The sequence below is a fragment of the Mycolicibacterium pallens genome, assembly GCF_019456675.1.
Lineage (GTDB): Bacteria > Actinomycetota > Actinomycetes > Mycobacteriales > Mycobacteriaceae > Mycobacterium > Mycobacterium crocinum.
In genome coordinates this window covers 2,745,903-2,762,017 of the sequence record NZ_CP080333.1, presented here as the reverse complement: position 1 = coordinate 2,762,017, position 16,115 = coordinate 2,745,903, and the positions used below count along the sequence as shown (strand labels likewise).

Below are 16,115 nucleotides of genomic sequence, written 5' to 3'. Positions count from 1 at the left end.
ACGCCGATGTCGAGAATGATCACACCCACCACCGAACCCAGTCGACGCAGGGCATGAAGACTGGCAAATATCAGTCAGACACCGAACACGACTAATAGGCAGCACCTACGTAGAAGCTCCCTAACGCTGGCGAACGGCCCACCTGATACCCACCCGATCATCACGTCGTGATCGCGACAATATCCGGACCGGGAGCACTCACGAAAACTAAGGTCGAAAGCCAGCGCCCCACCCGTTTGCTGGGTGAAGTAATCGTTCGCGGGGACCAAATGACGCCGTTAGTACGGCACCTGCACCCGAGACCGCCGCAGCGCATCACCGCTGAACACCAGCAACGCCAGCCAGATCAGCGCGAAGCCGACCCAGCGGGCAGGGGGCATCGGCTCGTGCGCCACCACCACTCCCCAGGTCATCTGCATGGCCGGATTCAGGTACATCAGCAGCCCGAGGGTGACCAGCGGAAGCCGCTGGGCGGCGGCGGCGAAGAAGAGCAGCGGGATCGCGGTGATCGGCCCCGACAGCATCATCAACGCGATGTGGCCCGGCCCGTTGGCGGTGAACTGGCCGTGCCCGCTCAGCTCCAGCACGGCGATGTAGGCGATCGCGAAGGGTGCCGCGATCGCGGCCTCGACCCCGACGCTGACCCGCGGATCGCATGCCACCACCTTCTTGACCACGCCGTAGAGGCCGAACGTCAAGGCCAGCCCCAGCGCGATGAACGGCGGGCCGCCGACCTCGATGCCCAGCAGCACCACCGCCGCCAGCGCGATCAGCACGGCCACCATCTGAGCCCGGTTGAGCCGCTCTCGGAAGATCAGCACTCCGAGCAGCACACTGACTAGTGGGTTGATGAAGTAGCCGAGGGCGCCGTCGACCACATGGCCGTTGTTGACCGCGAAGATGAAGATGACCCAGTTCGCCGACACCAGTGCCGACGCGCAGAACAGCAGCAGCCAGGTGCGCCCGGTGATCGACCGCAGATCGGACAGCTTGCGCATTGCCACCAGCACGCCGGCCATCAGTATCAGCGTCCAGATGATGCGGTGGGCCAGAACCTCAAGTGCCCCAGCCGGTTTCAGTAACGGGAAGAATGCCGGGAACAAGCCCCACGAACCGTAGGCGCCGATACCGTAGAGCAAACCGCCGGTCTTGGTGTCCTGTTTGGTGGCCGTCACGATTCGCCGCGCAGCACGTCAAGCGCATGCTGCAGATCGGCCGGGTAGGGCGCGGTCACCTCGAAGCGCCTGCCGTCGGCCGGGTGCGCGAACGCCAGCGAGCGCGCATGCAGCCACTGCCGCTCGAGGCCGAGTCGCTTGGCGAGCACCGGGTCGGCACCATAGGTCAGATCACCGGCGCACGGGTGGTGCAGGGCGGCGAAGTGCACCCGGATCTGATGGGTGCGACCCGTTTCCAGGTGAATATCGAGAAGACTTGCCGCCCTGAACATTTCGACGGTGTCGTAGTGGGTGATGCTGTGCCGTCCGGTCTCGGTGACGGCGAACTTCCAGTCGTGGCCGCGGTGCCTGCCGATCGGCGCATCGATGGTCCCGCTCGAGGGATCCGGATGTCCTTGCACCACAGCGTGATACCGCTTGTCGACGGTGCGCTGCTTGAACGCCCGTTTGAGCAGGGTGTAGGCCCGCTCGGACAAGGCGACCACCATGACCCCCGAGGTGCCGACGTCGAGGCGGTGCACGATGCCCTGCCGCTCGTGGATCCCGGAGGTGCTGATCCGGAAACCCGCGGCCGCCAGCCCGCCGAGCACCGTCGGCCCGTGCCAGCCGACCGTCGCGTGGGCGGCCACGCCCGGCGGCTTGTCGACGGCGACGATGTCGGCATCGGAGTACAGAATGGTCATGCCCTCGATCTCTTCGGGCGTGTTCTCCGGCGGCGGTGCTTCCTCCGGGATCTGCACATGCAGCCACGCACCGGCCTCGAGACGGTCCGACTTGCCGGCCCGCGCGCCGTCGAGTTCGACGCCGCCGTCCTCGGCGATCGCGGCCGCGGCCGTGCGCGAAAGCCCCAGCAGCCGAGCCAATCCCGCATCGACACGCATGCCGGCCAGACCCTCGGGGACCGGCATGGACCGTTCGGCCATCAGGCCGTCTCGGCCTTGTCGTCGCCTGCGGCCGGCTCTGCCTTGCGGCGACCGGTGGTGTCGAAGTCGTAGCCGAACAGCGACAGCGCGACCAGCAGAATGGCACCGCCGACGACCGCCGGATCGGCCACGTTGAACACCGGCCACCACCCGATCGACAGGAAATCGACGACGTGCCCGCGCAGCGGACCGGGCGAGCGGAAGAACCGGTCGACCAGATTGCCCAGCGCGCCGCCCAGGATCATCCCGAGCCCGACAGCCCACCACGGCGACACCAGCCGTCGGCCCATCCAGAAGATGCCGACAACGACACCCGTCGCAACCAGCGTCAGCACCCAGGTGTAGCCGGTGGCCATGGAGAACGCCGCACCGGAGTTGCGGACCAGCGTCCAGGTGACGGTGTCACCGATGATCGACACCGGCTGACCGGGAGTCAGCCACCGCACGGCCAGAACTTTGGTGATCACGTCGAGGGCCAGCACTACGCCCGCCACCGACAACAGCAGCCGCAGCCGTCGTGGCGACGATGACCGGCCGACCTGGTGGTCGGCGGTGTCGATCGCCGGTTCGGTGCTGCTACTGGATTCGTCGGTCACCCCCCCATCATTCCCTAGTCTGTTGGGCATGCCCCGACTCGTCGTCGTTACCACCGGCGGGACCATAGCGACCAGCGCCGACGGCGAGGGCGTCCTGCGACCCGTCCACAGCGGCGCGGAGTTGGCCGCCGGGCTGGATGCGCGGGTGATCGACCTGTTCACGCTGGACAGTTCCCAGCTGAGCCCGGCCGAGTGGCTGCGCATCGGACAGGCTGTCGCCGACGCCGCCCGGGACGCCGACGGTGTGGTCGTCACCCACGGCACCGATTCGATGGAAGAGACCGCGCTGTGGCTGGAACTCACCTACGACGGCGACGTGCCGGTCGTGGTGACCGGGGCCGCCCGGTCGGCCGACGACCCCGACGCCGACGGTCCGGCCAACCTCCGCGATGCCGTGGCCGTGGCGGGCAGCCCACTCGCCCGCGGCCTGGGGGTGCTGATCTGCTTCGCCGGGCGGGTGCTGCCCCCGCTCGGCACCAGCAAGGTCGGTGGCACCGACCTGTTCGGCGGGCGCCCGCCCGTGGGCCGGGTCAGCGACGGGACGTTCGGTGTGACCGCGCGCAAGGAGCGGGCCTACCTGGGCCCGGTCGCCGAAGCGGTACGCGTCGACATCGTGGCGGCCTATCCCGGCGCCGACGGGACGGCGATCGACGCGTTCGTCGACGCCGGTGCCGCCGGCCTGGTGATCGAGGCGATGGGGGCGGGCAACGCCGGGACGCCCGTCGTCGAGGCGGTGCGCCGGGCCAGTGCCCGCGGGGTGGCCGTCGCAGTGAGCACCCGGGTGCCCGGTGGGCGCACCGCGGCGGCCTACGGGCCCGGCCACGACCTGGTGGCCGCGGGTGCCGTGTTGGTGCCGCGGGTGCGCAGCAGCCAGGCCCGGGTGCTGGTGATGGCGGCGTTAGGGGTGGGGCTGCCGGTCGCCGGCGTCATCGAGCGCCTGGGCTGAGCGGGCCCGGTCTTCGATCTCGGCGACATAGTCGGCCCAGTCCAGGCTGTCGACCGGGTTGGCCTTGAGCAATTCGGGGTGATCGATGGGGAAGGTCCGCATCACCCCCGGTCCGCTGCCGCGGGTTTCGAATCGCACGCTGACCACACCGTGGCCGGCGCCCTGCACCCAGCCGTGGCCGAACTCGGGATGACGGACGTCGTCGCCGATGCGCCAGCCACCCGCGTCGGGCGCCCGCTCCGGTGTCGGCGCGGGAGTGTCCGGCGTATCGACGACCTCGGCCTCCTGCTGCTCCAGATCGGGGAACAACGATTCCTGGCGAACATCGGACAACCCCGAAAAGCCAACGCCGAGAAGGCGAATGGGGCCGACGTCCCGGGGGTCGAGCAGCAGCCGCAGCGCGGTGGCGGTCAATGTGCCGAGGTTGCCGGTCGCGTAGGGCAGCGTCGCCGACCGGGTCAGCGTGCTCATGTCGGACCGCTTGAGTTTGACGGTGACCGTGCGGGCGCCGCGACCGTCCCGCTCCAGGCGCCGGTGGGCGTGCTCGGCGATCGGGCCCATGGCCTCGCGCAGCTGCTCAATGGTGGTCAGGTCCGCGGGGAATGTCGACTCGGCGCTGATCTGCTTGGCCTCCGCGCGTTCGGCCACCGGGCGGTCATCGATACCGCGGGCCAGGCGGTGCAGCGCGGGCCCGACGGTGGCGCCCAGGACGCTGGCCGCCTCCGCGTCGGTCAGGGCGGCGAGCTGGCCGATCGTGTCGATGCCCAGCCGGTGCAGCTTGTCCTCGGCCACCGGGCCGATCCCCCACAGCCTTCGCACCGGAAGGGAGTCCAGCAGCGTGCGTTCCTCGTCGCGACGGACCACCCGGAACCCGTCGGGCTTGGCCAGATCCGACGCGATCTTCGCGATCTGCTTGCCCGACCCGGCCCCGACGGATGCCACCAGGCCGGTTTCCTCGCGGACCCGCCGGCGCAGCATCACGGCGAACTCCTCGACCTCCTCGGCGCTGGCGCCGGCCAGCTCGGCCGGCTCGCCGAACGCCTCGTCGAACGACAGCTGCTCGAGGACGGGCACCATGGCGCGCACGGTGTCCAGCACGCGGCGGCTGGCCACGCCGTAGACCACGCCGCGCGGCGGCAGCACCACCGCGCCGGCGCCGACCATACGACGGGCCTGGTGCATCGGCATCGCCGAGCGAGCACCGAACACCCGCGACTCGTAGCTGGCGCCGGCCACCACACCGCGGCCGCCGAGACCACCGACGAGGACGGGGCGGCCGCGCAGGGTCGGACGGGTCAGCTGTTCGACGGACGCGAAAAACGCATCCATGTCGAAATGCAGGACCCAGCGCTCCACGACACCCGATGCTATTGGCAGGCCGAATGCAGTAGCCGCTTGCTTAATGCCGCGGGCGTGGCGAGGCCCAGAATCACCGGCATGAGCACAGGACACCTCATCGGCTATGCCGGCGGACTGGCCGTGGCGCTGGGGGTCGGCGCCGCGGTGATCCTCAATGCCCCCGCCGCGTCGGCGGATGCGTCGTCGGCCACGTCGACCTCGTCCGGTCACTCGGGCACGGCCAAAACGGCGCGGGTCACCCAACGCACGAACACGGTGGCGTCGATGAGGCGTGCGCCAACGCGAAAGGCCAGCGCGCCAACGCCTTCGGCGACGCTACCGGCGCAACGGATGCGAGGCGAACAGCTGCCGGTGCGATTCGGCCGCCGGCGGCGGTCGGCAACACCCTGAGCGTCACCACCGACTACGACGCCGACAACAAACCAGTCACCCTGGTCGGGGTCGTCGACGCAACCGGAGCCCAGATCGGAACGAGGATCGTTATCGAGGGCACTCCCGGCACGCCCGCATACAGCACCGACGGCCAGCACGCCGTCATCACCACGGCGTTCGACGAGTCCGACTACAAGTCGACCTCCCATCTGGCTGTGATCAACACCGTCACCGGCGCGCAGGTCGGCACCACGCTGACGTTCACCGGTGACTCGACGTTCGCTCCGCCGCTGATTGTGACGGCGGACGCGTCTCAGGTTCTCACCGTCGGGGTCCTTTACGGCTCCGGTTCGTTCGCCAGATTGGTCGACACCACCGGCGGCGCGTGGGAAGGCTTCTTCTTGCGCGGGTATCCGGACCGCGCACCGCAACTGGCGTCCGATGGCGTCCACGCATTGATCACCACCGTCTACTACGACGCCGATCTCGGGGACACGTTGGTGACGGTCATGGACACCGCGACCGGTACGCCCGCCAGTATCTCGAAACCCACGGTTAGAGTCGACGGCCTTCAAGACCGGGCACCAATCGTGACCGCCGACGGCCACGCTGTGATCACGACCGCCTTCACCGACTCGGCGACCGGGGTCGTCTCCAATCGGGTCGCCATCTTCGATGCCACGACAGGCAGCCAGATCGGCACCACTCAAACGCTCGCGGGCACGATCTTGGATTCGCCCCCACCGACGCTCGACGGTGACAGCGTCGTGATTCACACCAGCACCGGAGCCACGACGACCATCGACCTGGCCACCGGCGCCGCGCGAACTATGCTGCCCCAGTGGCATTTCAACCCGGCGGGTTTCTGGAACACCCGAATCGGTGAAGCTGTCTACTCCGGCCTTCTCGTCGCCGGATTTCTCGGCTCCGCAATCATGGCGTTCTACGTCCTGCCCGCGATCCTCTGGTACCCGCGGCAATCGGAGACACCTTGCGGACGTTAGGGCTGCTGCCGGCCGCCGAGGCCGCGATCGGTTGACTCGAATCGACGCGTCGCCTCGGCCAACACCTGTTCGGCGTCGTCGAGTTCCTGCAGGGCGTCGTGGAGTTGGCGCTGCGCGTCATCGACCCGCTTCCGGCCGGTGTCGCGTTCTCGCTCGGCGGCGTGCACCAACGCTTCCGCCTTCTCGCGTTCTCTGTGGCGCTTCCCCTGCTCGCGCTTCTCGCGAGCCGTGGGTCTGGCCGGCTCCGGGGCGCGCTCCGCATCCTCGGAGGGCTCCACGCCCTCGGCGAAGCCGGACCAGCTCTCGGGCTTGGCGAGGCGGCCCAGCGCTGCGGCCACCTCAGCATCAGCGACGGCCGCCTGCAACGTGCCGACCACGTCCTCGCGCACGGACGCGGCGGGTTCAATGATCTGCGCCAGCTCAAAGCCTTTCGCTGCCAACGCATCAATGAGATGGCGCTGCTCTGCGGACAGTTCGCGGATGCGTTTCCCATCCATCTTCTGATGCGCGGCGCGCAGCCGCTCACCGAGTCCGCTCAGCTGCGGTCGCACCGAGGAATCCCGAATCGCAAGCAGGTTGACCACCCAGGCCGCCTTCGTCGGCTTGCGCGCGGCTTTGATCGCCTTGGTCGCCTCGGCGTCACCGTCCTGCTTGGCCCGCTTGCCCAATTCGGCGCGCTTCGCAGTGAACTTGTCGGGCGGTTGCGCATAGAGCTCGTCGAGCGCGTCGTCTGCCATGAGGCCCTGAGTACCCCCTGGGCTCCGATAGCGCAGTTCGTCGTGGCCCTAATGCGGTAGTCGGTTACTGCAAGCCGTCGTGTGCCCAAGACCCACGATTGAGTGAAGGATGACTACTCCGGGGGATTCACATGAGATCTGGGCGCCGTGTGGGCAGAGTTGGCGGATTGGCGATCGCGCTGGGTGTCGGCGCGGCGATATCGTGGGCCGCTCCGGCCGCGTCGGCCGACAACAGTTCCGCCGCCTCAGCTGGGTCTTCATCGATGCACAAAGCTGTATCGGCGCGGCCGAAGCCCGCCAACGCTGTTCGAGTCGGATCCACGCCGACCTCGAAGCGCGCGCAGCAGGCAGCGCGCGGAACGGTCAGGGCGCCGCAGCGACTGCTGCGGATCCTCGGCGGGGACTCTGGCGGTACCGACGACTCGCCGACGGCTTGGGCTTCGGCCGCGGTCGCGCGTCGTGAGCTAGCCCCTTCTGCGGCTGGCGCGGCCGCGTCCACCGCGCCAACGGTGGTAGTCATCGACCCCCAGTGGGATGGGAACGAGGTAACGGTGCACGATAGCGGCACCGGAGCTCAGATAGGTGACACCGTCATCCTCGACGGCAGCGAGCCGACGCTTACCTACGCCGCCGGTGGCACCCGCGCTGTGGTCACCAACACCGTCTACACCGGTTATTCGCACAAGACTGAGATCGCCGTCGTCGACATCACCACCGGCACCCAGCTGGGCGAGACGCGCGTCCTCGATGGCCGACAATTCAATTCTCCGCTGATCAATGCGGACGGCGTCCATGTACTTATCGCCGTCAATAAGCCGAGCACACACATCGCCGTTGACGATGTGGACACCACCGCGATCGTCGTCATCGACACCATCACCGGCGAACAAGCCGGCAAGACGCTCACAGTTGAAGGGACACGCGGATATTCGCTAACCGACGATGATCAGACCCATCTTGTGATCACCACAAGCCTCAGCGACTTGACTCATATCACGACCATCGATTCGGCCACCGGCGAGCAGACCGGTGCAACACTGACGTTCCCGGGCCAGATCCTCAGCTGGCCTGGGCCCACGACGAGCGCAGATGGCGCTCACGTCCTGTTCATCGTCAGCGCCGCCGACGAGACACGAGTGGTGCTGCTGGATATCACCACGGCCACCCAAACGGGTACCGGCGTCACGATTGCTGGCACCACCAGACTCAATCCGGTCAGCGACGGAACCCGCTTGACCCTCATTACCGCGGTCGGCGCCACGAACACCCACGGCAGCAGCACCCACGTCGCGGTGATCGACACCAGCACGGGCAAGCAAGTGGGCGTCACCACCGACCTCACCGGCACCGTCGGCGCCGGATCGGTGACACAAGCCGGCACGACAGTCATCGTTGAGACATTCGCTGGACTGAGGGCGACCGTTGACACCACCACCGGTACCGCGGTGGTGGATGTCGCAGGCTTCCCATGGGGTTTCGACCTGGAACGCCTTAGAGAAAAACTGCAGGAGCTCGGGCAGTCACGACTCGGGCGATTGGTACAGACATTGGCCTATGCGATCGCGGGTGTGACGCTACCCGTGCGCCTGGCGCTGGCTGCGGTGATTTTCTGGGGCGCGATCGGCCTGGGTGGGTGGTTCAGCAACATCGCGCCACCAGCAAGCGTTCAGACCGCCGCTACGCCTTCGTGATCGCGACGCGCACGCCGTCGCCGATCTCCACGCCGTCCTGGGGCTCGCCGAAATCGAAACTGGTCGCCAGGATTTCGCCCGAGATCAGATCGGCATGAGCCGCAGCCCAATCCGCCCGTTCGGCGGGCACCGCCATGAGCACCCGAATGCGATCGCTGACGTCCAGGCCGCTCGACTTCCGCAGGTCCTGCAGTTCGCGGATACGGTCCTTGGCCCAGCCCTCGGCTTCCAGCTCAGGGGTGACGGCGCCGTCCAGCACCACCAGGCCCGCACCGTCGGGCAGTGCGGCCGTCCACTCCGGGTCGGCGGCCACCAGCTTGGCTGTGAACTCCTCCGGAAGGAGCACGGCCGGGCCCGCGCTGAGCGTGCCGTCGGCGTTGAGGACATAGTCACCGGCCTTGACGGCCTTGATCGCAGCCTGGACGTCCTTGCCGATGCGTGGGCCGGCGGCGCGAGCGTTGACCGCGAGCTCGAAGCGGCCGTAGGCGGGCACGTCGTCGGTGAGCTCGACGGCCTTGACGTTGAGCTCGTCGGCGATCAGATCCGTGAACGGCTCCAGGCTCTGCGGGTCCTCCACTGCCACAGTGAGTTTCGGCAGCGGTAGCCGCACCCGCAGCTTCTTCGCCTTGCGCAGCGACGACGCCGTCGAGCACACGTCGCGCACCTGGTCCATGGCCGCGACCAGCGCCGGGTCGGCCGGGACGACCCCTGGCTCCGGCCAGTCGGTCAAGTGCACCGAGCGCTCGCCCGTCAGGCCGCGCCAGATCACCTCGGTGGCCATGGGCAGCAGCGGAGCCGCCAGCCGGGTGGTCACCTCGAGCACGGTGTGCAGGGTGTCGATGGCGTCGGGATCCTCTTCCCAGAATCGTGAACGCGACCGGCGCACATACCAGTTCGTCAACGCCTCGGTGAACTGGCGCAGCTGCTCGCAGGCCCCGGAGATGTCGCAGACGTCCATCGAGTCGGTGAGCTGGTCGCGCAACTCGGCGAGTTTGGCCAGGATGTAGCGGTCCAAGACGTTGGATGAATTCGTGCGCCAGGTACCGACTTTCGGCGCGTACAAGGTCAGGAAGCTGTAGGCATTCCACAGTGGCAGCAGCACCTGGCGGACGCCTTCGCGGATGCCCTGCTCGGTGACGATCAGGTTGCCGCCGCGCAGGATCGGCGACGCCATCAGGAACCACCGCATGGCGTCGGAGCCGTCGCGGTCGAACACCTCGTTGACGTCGGGATAGTTACGCAGCGACTTGCTCATCTTGGCGCCGTCGTTGCCGAGCACGATCCCATGTGACACACAGGTTTTGAACGCCGGCGTGTCGAAGAGCGCACTGGCGAGCACGTGCAGGGTGTAGAACCAGCCGCGGGTCTGACCGATGTACTCGACGATGAAGTCGCCCGGGAAGTGAGTCTGGAACCAATCCTGGTTCTCGAACGGATAATGCACCTGGGCATAGGGCATCGACCCGGAGTCGAACCACACGTCGAAGACGTCCTCGATGCGGCGCATCGACGAATTGCCGCTCGGGTCATCGGGATTCGGCCGCGTCAGCTCGTCGATGTAGGGCCGGTGCAGGTTGTCCGGCCGCACCCCGAAATCGCGTTCGAGCTCGTCGAGACTGCCGTAGACGTCGATGCGCGGATAGGCCGGATCGTCGGAAACCCAGACCGGAATGGGGGTGCCCCAGTATCGGTTTCGCGAGATCGACCAATCCCTGGCCCCCGACAGCCACTTGCCGAACTGTCCGTCCTTGACATGCTCGGGATACCAGGTGATCTGCTGATTGAGTTCGACCATCCGGTCGCGGAACTCGGTCACCTTCACGAACCACGACGACACCGCGCGGTAGATCAGCGGATTGCGGCAGCGCCAGCAGTGCGGGTAAGAGTGCTCGTAGGTTTCATGGCGGATCAGCACGGGTGCGTTGACCGCGGCCGCCCCGGTTCCGTTCTTCAGGTCACGGATGATCTGCGGATTGGCGTCGAACACGTGCTGGCCCTGGTAGTCGGGCACGGTCGCATCGAATCGGCCCTTGGAGTCCACCGGCGTGACCGGCACGATGCCGACGGTGTCGGTGGTGGCTTTGTCGTCCTCGCCGTAGGCGGGCGCCATGTGCACCATACCGGTGCCGTCCTCGGTCGTCACGAAGTCCCCCCGCAGCACCTGAAAAGCGTTGGCGGAGGACATGAAATACGGGAACGGCGGCAGGTAGTGCAGCCCGAGTAGCTGCTCACCAGTGACGGTGGCCAGCACCTCGGGGTCCTCCCCCAACTCGCGGGCGTAGGCGCCCAGCCGGGCCTGCGCCAGCACCAGGCGCCGGCCATCCACACCCACCACCACATAGGTGACGTCAGGGTTCACCGCGACGGCCTGGTTGGACGGCAGCGTCCACGGCGTGGTGGTCCACACCAGCAGGTAGGCGCCATCAAGATCGGAGCCGGCCTGGGTCACCCGGAAACCGACGGTGATCGCCGGATCCTGCCGGCTCTGGTAGACGTCGTCGTCCATGCGCAGTTCATGCGACGACAGCGGGGTCTCGTCGTTCCAGCAGTACGGCAACACCCGCACGCCTTCGTAGGCCAGGCCCTTGTCCCACAACTGTTTGAAGGCCCAGATGACCGACTCCATGAAGGACAGGTCCAGTGTCTTGTAGTCGTTGTCGAAGTCGACCCAGCGGGCCTGGCGGGTGACGTACTCGCGCCATTCGCTGGTGTATTTGAGCACCGAGGCCCGGCAGGCGTCGTTGAACTTCTCGATGCCCATCTCTTCGATCTGGGCTTTGTCGGTGATACCGAGCTGGCGCTGCACCTCGAGTTCGGCGGGCAGACCATGGGTGTCCCAGCCGAACCGGCGCTCCACCTTGTAGCCGCGCATCGTGCGATAGCGCGGCACGATGTCCTTGACGTAGCCGGTCAGCAGATGGCCGTAGTGCGGCAGACCGTTGGCGAACGGCGGACCGTCATAGAAGACGTACTCCTCGGCGCCGTCGCGTTGCGCGATGCTGGCGCGGAAAGTGTCATCGGCCGCCCAGTAGTCGAGAACCTCGAGTTCCAGGGCAGGAAAATTGGGTGAGCCACCGGCCGGCTTGGGGTAGCCATTCTCGGTCACGGGCGCGTTCGTCTCCTGTGCCAGGTGTCTGGACACGGGGACGACGACGCGCGGAGTGCGCGAGCGCCGCGGTACCACCCCGCTTACGCACGTCGACGTGCGTCGCTCTTGACAGGCTGTGACGGGCCCACCCGTTCGGTTCTACTCGGTCATCTCCGCGCCGCGGCGCGGGCCTTTCTTCCGAAGGCTCCCCGGTGATGGCCGGATCGGTGCCGTTGGAGGAATTCTAGCCGTTAGACGATGTCGTAGACCGGGGTGGCCTCGGAGGTCACGCTGATCAGGCCCAGGCGGAACTGATTGGCCAGTTCCTCGACCGTGCAGCGATTCAGCCGACGCGAGTCGTACCACCAGTCCATCTGCACCTCGCCCTCGGCGCGGTAGGCGAGAACGCCCAGCGCAGGACCGTCGGCCAACTGCAGCGGCCCGAGCGAGGGCTCCGGTGGCAACCCGAGGAACGAGAAGGCGACGTCGGCCGGCAACGCGTTGAGCCGGGCTGGCATCAGCGCTTCGCGGACGTCGGCCAACAAGGCGTCAGCGTCCATGCCTCGCTCATCGGCACAGCACAGCCGAAGCGGCTGAACCGTGGTCAGGCCACTGACCGTCACAAAGCCGACCCCGATGGTGCGGGCGATCGCCCGGCCCAGCGCGGCCAGGAGAATCTCCTCGACGCCGATGCGCGCAGCGTCGACGGCTCCGTCCAGTTCGGCGGTCAGTTCGTGGGACAGGGGCGCCGACAATCGGACCAAATCTTCTGGTCGAGGCCGGCCGGGAATCTCATCATCGACTACCCGCACATTGCTAGACGGGTAGGTCACGGGAGCAACCATGCCCCCACCGTAGCGGTCGTGTCCCATAAATGGGAGACCAATCCCACATGTGTGACGATGGTGTCAATAAATATATCAATTTGTCGTATCTAGTCACCGGTACCCATTACCGGGAGTTCGGGTTATTGTGAGCTGTGCCCAGGACCGATGAGAACGGACGCCAGCTCAAAACCCTCCTCGATTACCTCCTCGACGGAGACATCGAAGCCAGGGACATCTACGACGCACTGGGCACTTCCAGCAGCACTTATTACCGGCGGGTGAAGGAAAATGACTACCCGAACGCCGAGGAATTGCGACTGGTGGCCTCGCGCTTCGGGCTAAGTTATCCCGACTTGCAAGTTCGATTCGGACTCATGAGTCGCGAAGAACTTCAGCAATACTTCGAATCGTCTCCATTTACGGTGACGACAATTAATATGACAACTACGACGCGTAATCCCGTAAAACTCTCAGAATTGAAGCCTCGACTCGACGCGCCTCCGCTGTAGTATTTGCTGAAGTTATTCGGGGGCGTAAGGCGACGACGGCATGGGTCTTGGGGCATTGATCACGATCACGCTTGCGTGCGTGGCGTGGAGCTTGTGGATCAGGCGACTCACCTGGTCATGCCGGTGGGAAGTTGCCGCCACTCTCAACATCGCACTGCAGGGCGTGGCGGTGTTCCTGATGTCCCCGTTCGCCTCGGAAACCATCGGTCAGCTGCTGCACTCGCTGACCGGCGTGTGGAACCTCGAGGACTACATCGGCCATGACTGCTACGTCGTCGCCGCGTCCGCGATCGTCTACAACGCCCTCGGCCGGCTGCAGGACGACACTGCGACGCAGGCCGCATTTAAGCAATATGTCGAGCGTCCGGCGACGCTCTGCATTCCCTTGCTATTGGCAACCTTTTCGATGGGCAACGGCGCGAAGATTTATCGCTCTGACTTCTTCACCGTGCCCACCGACTTTTGGCTTTCGGCCTATTGGCTCTTGCTGTGCGGGATGCTGATCTATCTGCTCGGCTACGGGTCGCGGGCGCTGTTCGTCCTGCGCCAGGATCGGCGGTCGCGGCGGATCGCCAACATCTACCTGGTGTCGTCGGCCAGCGGCATCCTCGCCTGCACGATTCGCATCGTCACCGCCTACGTCCCTGCGCTGCAGGAGATCGAGGGCGGCACCCTGGTCTGGTTCTTCGCCTGCATCTGCGGCGCCGGTTTCGCCCTGACGTCCGCCCATTCGTGGCGCGTCAAGACCCGGTGGTTCACCCGGGCGCCAGGCTGACCACACGGCTCGTGGCTGTCCACGGCGCCGCCGCAGGCAGTGGTCCTTCCTGACTAGACCAGGTCGGCGGAAGGTATTCTGGGCCGATGAAATTCGCCGTGGCCGTCCATGGCACGCGCGGCGACATAGAACCCTGTGCCGCGGCGGGTCTGGAATTGCAGCGCCGCGGGCATGAGGTCTGCATGGCGGTGCCGCCGAACCTCGTCGACTTCGTCGAGGCGGTTGGGCTGTCAGCAGTCGCCTATGGTGTCGACTCGCAGAAACAACTAGATGCCGACGTTTTCAGAGATTGGTGGGCAATCCGCGATCCGCGAACGGTGCTGCGAGAAGCTCGAAGCTATGTGGTCGAGGGATGGGCACAGATGAGTGAAACCCTCACCGCCCTGTCGGAGGACGCCGACCTCATCGTGACTGGCACCACCTACCAAGAGGTCGCGGCCAACGTCGCTGAGTACCGAAACGTGCCACTGGCTGCATTCCACTACTTCCCTGCGCGAGCCAACAGCCAGGTATTGCCGATACCGCTGCCGGCGGCCGTCTACCGACCCATCTTCGCCGCCGCGGAGTGGGCGCACTGGCGCCTCCTCAAGCCGGCCGAGGACGAGCAGCGACGCCAACTCGGGTTGCCGCGCGCCACAACCCGCGCGAGCCAACGAATCGTGGAATCGGGCGCACTCGAAATCCAGGCATACGATGAGGTTTTCTTTCCGGGCCTGACGCGTGAATGGAAAGGCAAGCGTCCTCTTGTCGGCTCTCTGACGTTGGAGCTTCCCACCGAAGCGGATGATGAGGTGGCGCAGTGGATGGCGGCAGGAACGCCGCCGATCTACTTCGGTTTCGGCAGCATGCCGGTCGAGTCTCCCGCGGTCGCGATCGCCACGATCGCCGACGTCTGTTCCGAATTGGGCGAGCGCGCTCTCATCAGCGCCGGCGTCTGGGATGTGGCGGCCGATCCAGCAGCCCCGCATGTCCGGATCGTTCGGTCAGTGAATCACTCGGCTGTATTCCCCCGCTGCCGCGCAATCGTGCACCACGGCGGTGCGGGAACGACTGCTGCCAGTGTGCGGTCAGGGCTGCCGACGCTGGTGCTTTGGGTGGCGGCGGACCAACCCGTCTGGGCACACCAAGTGAAGCGCTTGGGGGTCGGATCTGCTCGGCGCTTCTCCCGCATGACCCGCGACGCGCTGACCAAAGACCTTCGGAGCGTCCTAGCCCCGGCATGCGTTGCGCGCGCACGGATTGTCGCCGCACAGATGACCACACCGGGGAACAGCGTCGCCACCGCGAGTGACCTGTTGGAGAAGGCTGCCAGCAACCATTCCCTGACGTGAATCATCAATCCATTCAATACAAATCGACAAGGTAAAATCGCTCGACATGTGGATGGCCGTGCTGCTGCTGGGCGTAGCGGTCAATTTCGAGCCGACGCGCATCGGTTTGATCGCACTGATGCTCACGCAGCAGCGGCCGATCCAGAAACTCTTCACTTTTGTGTGCACCGCGTTCGCCATGACCGCTGGCATCGGCCTGCTCGTCCTGTTCGTCTTCCACCACGGATTCTTCGGATCAACACACGTCAATGGCGCCAAACTGCAGATCGGTTTTGGTGCCGTCGTCTTGCTGCTCGCCGCGATTCTGGCAAGCAACGCTCCGCTCGGTTGGCTTCCTCGCCCACGCGCGGTGGATTCCGGTGCCAACGGCCACGACACCGCACCGCAGGCTCGGCCAGCACCCACCGTCGCTGGGAGGGTAGCCACAAAGGTGCGCAGCATTCTCAACGGAAAATCGCACGTATTGTCCGGCGCCGCGGGTGCGGCCCTGGCGCTACCCAGCGTCGAATACATGGCCCTACTGGCGCTGATCATCGCCTCCAACCAACCAGCGATCGTCCAAGCGGCGGCCCTATTCGCTTACGTCATGTTGGCCAACATGGTGGCGATGATCCCACTTCTGACCTACCTGGTCGCGCCGGACATGACGCGCACTCAGGTTGCGCGGTTCAACGGCTGGATCCGCAACCGTCGCCGTCGCGATGTCGCGGTTCTTTTGGCGACGATTGGCGGGATCCTGTTAGGCGTGGGCATCTACAATCTCTGACGCCGCACGGACCCGC

16 protein-coding genes are annotated in these 16,115 nt (G+C 66.3%); 8 read left to right on the top strand and 8 right to left on the bottom strand.

The annotated features are described in order from the left end of the window. Positions 1–278 precede the first annotated feature (278 nt). The 3 genes from rarD to lspA are packed head-to-tail and all read right to left on the bottom strand — an operon-like array spanning position 279 to position 2,694. Entirely contained in the window at positions 279–1,175 is an 897-nt protein-coding gene (gene rarD / locus K0O64_RS13570; RefSeq protein WP_096311384.1) for an EamA family transporter RarD, read from the bottom strand. Then, positions 1,172–2,098: an RluA family pseudouridine synthase gene (locus K0O64_RS13565; protein ID WP_096311383.1), complete on the bottom strand. Its 927-nt coding sequence runs from the start codon at positions 2,096–2,098 to the stop codon at positions 1,172–1,174. Before K0O64_RS13565 ends, rarD begins: the two co-directional genes overlap by 4 nt. After that, positions 2,098–2,694, bottom strand: coding sequence for a signal peptidase II (gene lspA / locus K0O64_RS13560; protein ID WP_096311382.1), 597 nt, complete (start codon positions 2,692–2,694; stop codon positions 2,098–2,100). The genes K0O64_RS13565 and lspA overlap by 1 nt, the downstream gene beginning before the upstream one ends. Before the next feature lie 28 nt (positions 2,695–2,722). On the opposite strand from lspA, the gene K0O64_RS13555 reads away from it, so the two are divergent. Continuing rightward, positions 2,723–3,640 carry an asparaginase gene (locus K0O64_RS13555; protein ID WP_096311381.1) on the top strand — a complete coding sequence of 306 codons (918 nt, stop codon included), beginning with the start codon at positions 2,723–2,725 and terminating at the stop codon, positions 3,638–3,640. Here the strand turns inward: K0O64_RS13555 and K0O64_RS13550 are convergent. Then, positions 3,593–4,969: a DNA polymerase IV gene (locus K0O64_RS13550; protein WP_230986045.1), complete on the bottom strand. Its 1,377-nt coding sequence runs from the start codon at positions 4,967–4,969 to the stop codon at positions 3,593–3,595. The two genes, K0O64_RS13555 and K0O64_RS13550, sit on opposite strands and share 48 nt — an antisense overlap. A gap of 108 nt (positions 4,970–5,077) precedes the next feature. Between K0O64_RS13550 and K0O64_RS13545 the strand changes: the two genes are divergently transcribed. Continuing rightward, on the top strand, positions 5,078–5,389 hold the full coding sequence (locus tag K0O64_RS13545; RefSeq protein WP_125477435.1) for a hypothetical protein: 312 nt from the start codon (positions 5,078–5,080) through the stop codon (positions 5,387–5,389). A gap of 197 nt (positions 5,390–5,586) precedes the next feature. After that, positions 5,587–6,375, top strand: a complete 789-nt coding sequence (locus tag K0O64_RS13540) for a hypothetical protein (RefSeq protein ID WP_096311379.1) — start codon at positions 5,587–5,589, stop codon at positions 6,373–6,375. On the opposite strand, the gene K0O64_RS13535 is transcribed toward K0O64_RS13540, so the two are convergent. Both K0O64_RS13535 and K0O64_RS13530 read right to left on the bottom strand, forming a co-directional pair. Further along, positions 6,372–7,112, bottom strand: coding sequence for a hypothetical protein (locus K0O64_RS13535; protein WP_096311378.1), 741 nt, complete (start codon positions 7,110–7,112; stop codon positions 6,372–6,374). The genes K0O64_RS13540 and K0O64_RS13535 overlap by 4 nt on opposite strands. A gap of 127 nt (positions 7,113–7,239) precedes the next feature. Next, positions 7,240–7,632 carry a hypothetical protein gene (locus K0O64_RS13530; protein WP_125477434.1) on the bottom strand — a complete coding sequence of 131 codons (393 nt, stop codon included), beginning with the start codon at positions 7,630–7,632 and terminating at the stop codon, positions 7,240–7,242. 31 nt (positions 7,633–7,663) lie between these two features. Here K0O64_RS13530 and K0O64_RS13525 point away from each other — a divergent pair, with 31 nt between their 5' ends. Continuing rightward, positions 7,664–8,803, top strand: coding sequence for a hypothetical protein (locus K0O64_RS13525; RefSeq protein ID WP_071945130.1), 1,140 nt, complete (start codon positions 7,664–7,666; stop codon positions 8,801–8,803). Here the strand turns inward: K0O64_RS13525 and ileS are convergent. After that, entirely contained in the window at positions 8,790–11,909 is a 3,120-nt protein-coding gene (ileS, locus tag K0O64_RS13520) for an isoleucine--tRNA ligase (protein WP_096312848.1), read from the bottom strand. The two genes, K0O64_RS13525 and ileS, sit on opposite strands and share 14 nt — an antisense overlap. Before the next feature lie 233 nt (positions 11,910–12,142). Continuing rightward, positions 12,143–12,736: a hypothetical protein gene (locus K0O64_RS13515; protein ID WP_125477433.1), complete on the bottom strand. Its 594-nt coding sequence runs from the start codon at positions 12,734–12,736 to the stop codon at positions 12,143–12,145. Between the two features lie 134 nt (positions 12,737–12,870). Between K0O64_RS13515 and K0O64_RS13510 the strand changes: the two genes are divergently transcribed. The 4 genes from K0O64_RS13510 (at position 12,871) to K0O64_RS13495 (ending at position 16,099) form a co-directional block, all read left to right on the top strand. Beyond that, positions 12,871–13,227, top strand: coding sequence for a transcriptional regulator (locus tag K0O64_RS13510; protein ID WP_096311376.1), 357 nt, complete (start codon positions 12,871–12,873; stop codon positions 13,225–13,227). Between the two features lie 40 nt (positions 13,228–13,267). Then, a complete protein-coding gene (locus K0O64_RS13505) occupies positions 13,268–14,002 on the top strand; it encodes a hypothetical protein (protein ID WP_096311375.1) in 735 nt (244 codons plus the stop codon). An 86-nt stretch (positions 14,003–14,088) separates the two neighbouring features. Then, positions 14,089–15,333: a glycosyltransferase gene (locus K0O64_RS13500; RefSeq protein ID WP_096311374.1), complete on the top strand. Its 1,245-nt coding sequence runs from the start codon at positions 14,089–14,091 to the stop codon at positions 15,331–15,333. Between the two features lie 46 nt (positions 15,334–15,379). Beyond that, positions 15,380–16,099 carry a GAP family protein gene (locus K0O64_RS13495; RefSeq protein WP_174714124.1) on the top strand — a complete coding sequence of 240 codons (720 nt, stop codon included), beginning with the start codon at positions 15,380–15,382 and terminating at the stop codon, positions 16,097–16,099. Positions 16,100–16,115: the final 16 nt, after the last annotated feature.

Excerpts from the sequence above, each read along its gene's own strand:
- K0O64_RS13565 (WP_096311383.1), bottom strand. The coding sequence starts at position 2,098 with ATGGCCGAACGGTCCATGCCGGTCCCCGAGGGTCTGGCCGGCATGCGT.
- K0O64_RS13555 (WP_096311381.1), top strand. The coding sequence starts at position 2,723 with ATGCCCCGACTCGTCGTCGTTACCACCGGCGGGACCATAGCGACCAGC.
- K0O64_RS13550 (WP_230986045.1), bottom strand. The coding sequence starts at position 4,969 with ATGGATGCGTTTTTCGCGTCCGTCGAACAGCTGACCCGTCCGACCCTG.
- K0O64_RS13545 (WP_125477435.1), top strand. The coding sequence starts at position 5,078 with ATGAGCACAGGACACCTCATCGGCTATGCCGGCGGACTGGCCGTGGCG.
- K0O64_RS13535 (WP_096311378.1), bottom strand. The coding sequence starts at position 7,112 with ATGGCAGACGACGCGCTCGACGAGCTCTATGCGCAACCGCCCGACAAG.
- K0O64_RS13530 (WP_125477434.1), bottom strand. The coding sequence starts at position 7,632 with ATGACTACCACCGTTGGCGCGGTGGACGCGGCCGCGCCAGCCGCAGAA.
- K0O64_RS13515 (WP_125477433.1), bottom strand. The coding sequence starts at position 12,736 with ATGGTTGCTCCCGTGACCTACCCGTCTAGCAATGTGCGGGTAGTCGAT.
- K0O64_RS13505 (WP_096311375.1), top strand. The coding sequence starts at position 13,268 with ATGGGTCTTGGGGCATTGATCACGATCACGCTTGCGTGCGTGGCGTGG.
- K0O64_RS13500 (WP_096311374.1), top strand. The coding sequence starts at position 14,089 with ATGAAATTCGCCGTGGCCGTCCATGGCACGCGCGGCGACATAGAACCC.
- K0O64_RS13495 (WP_174714124.1), top strand. The coding sequence starts at position 15,380 with ATGTGGATGGCCGTGCTGCTGCTGGGCGTAGCGGTCAATTTCGAGCCG.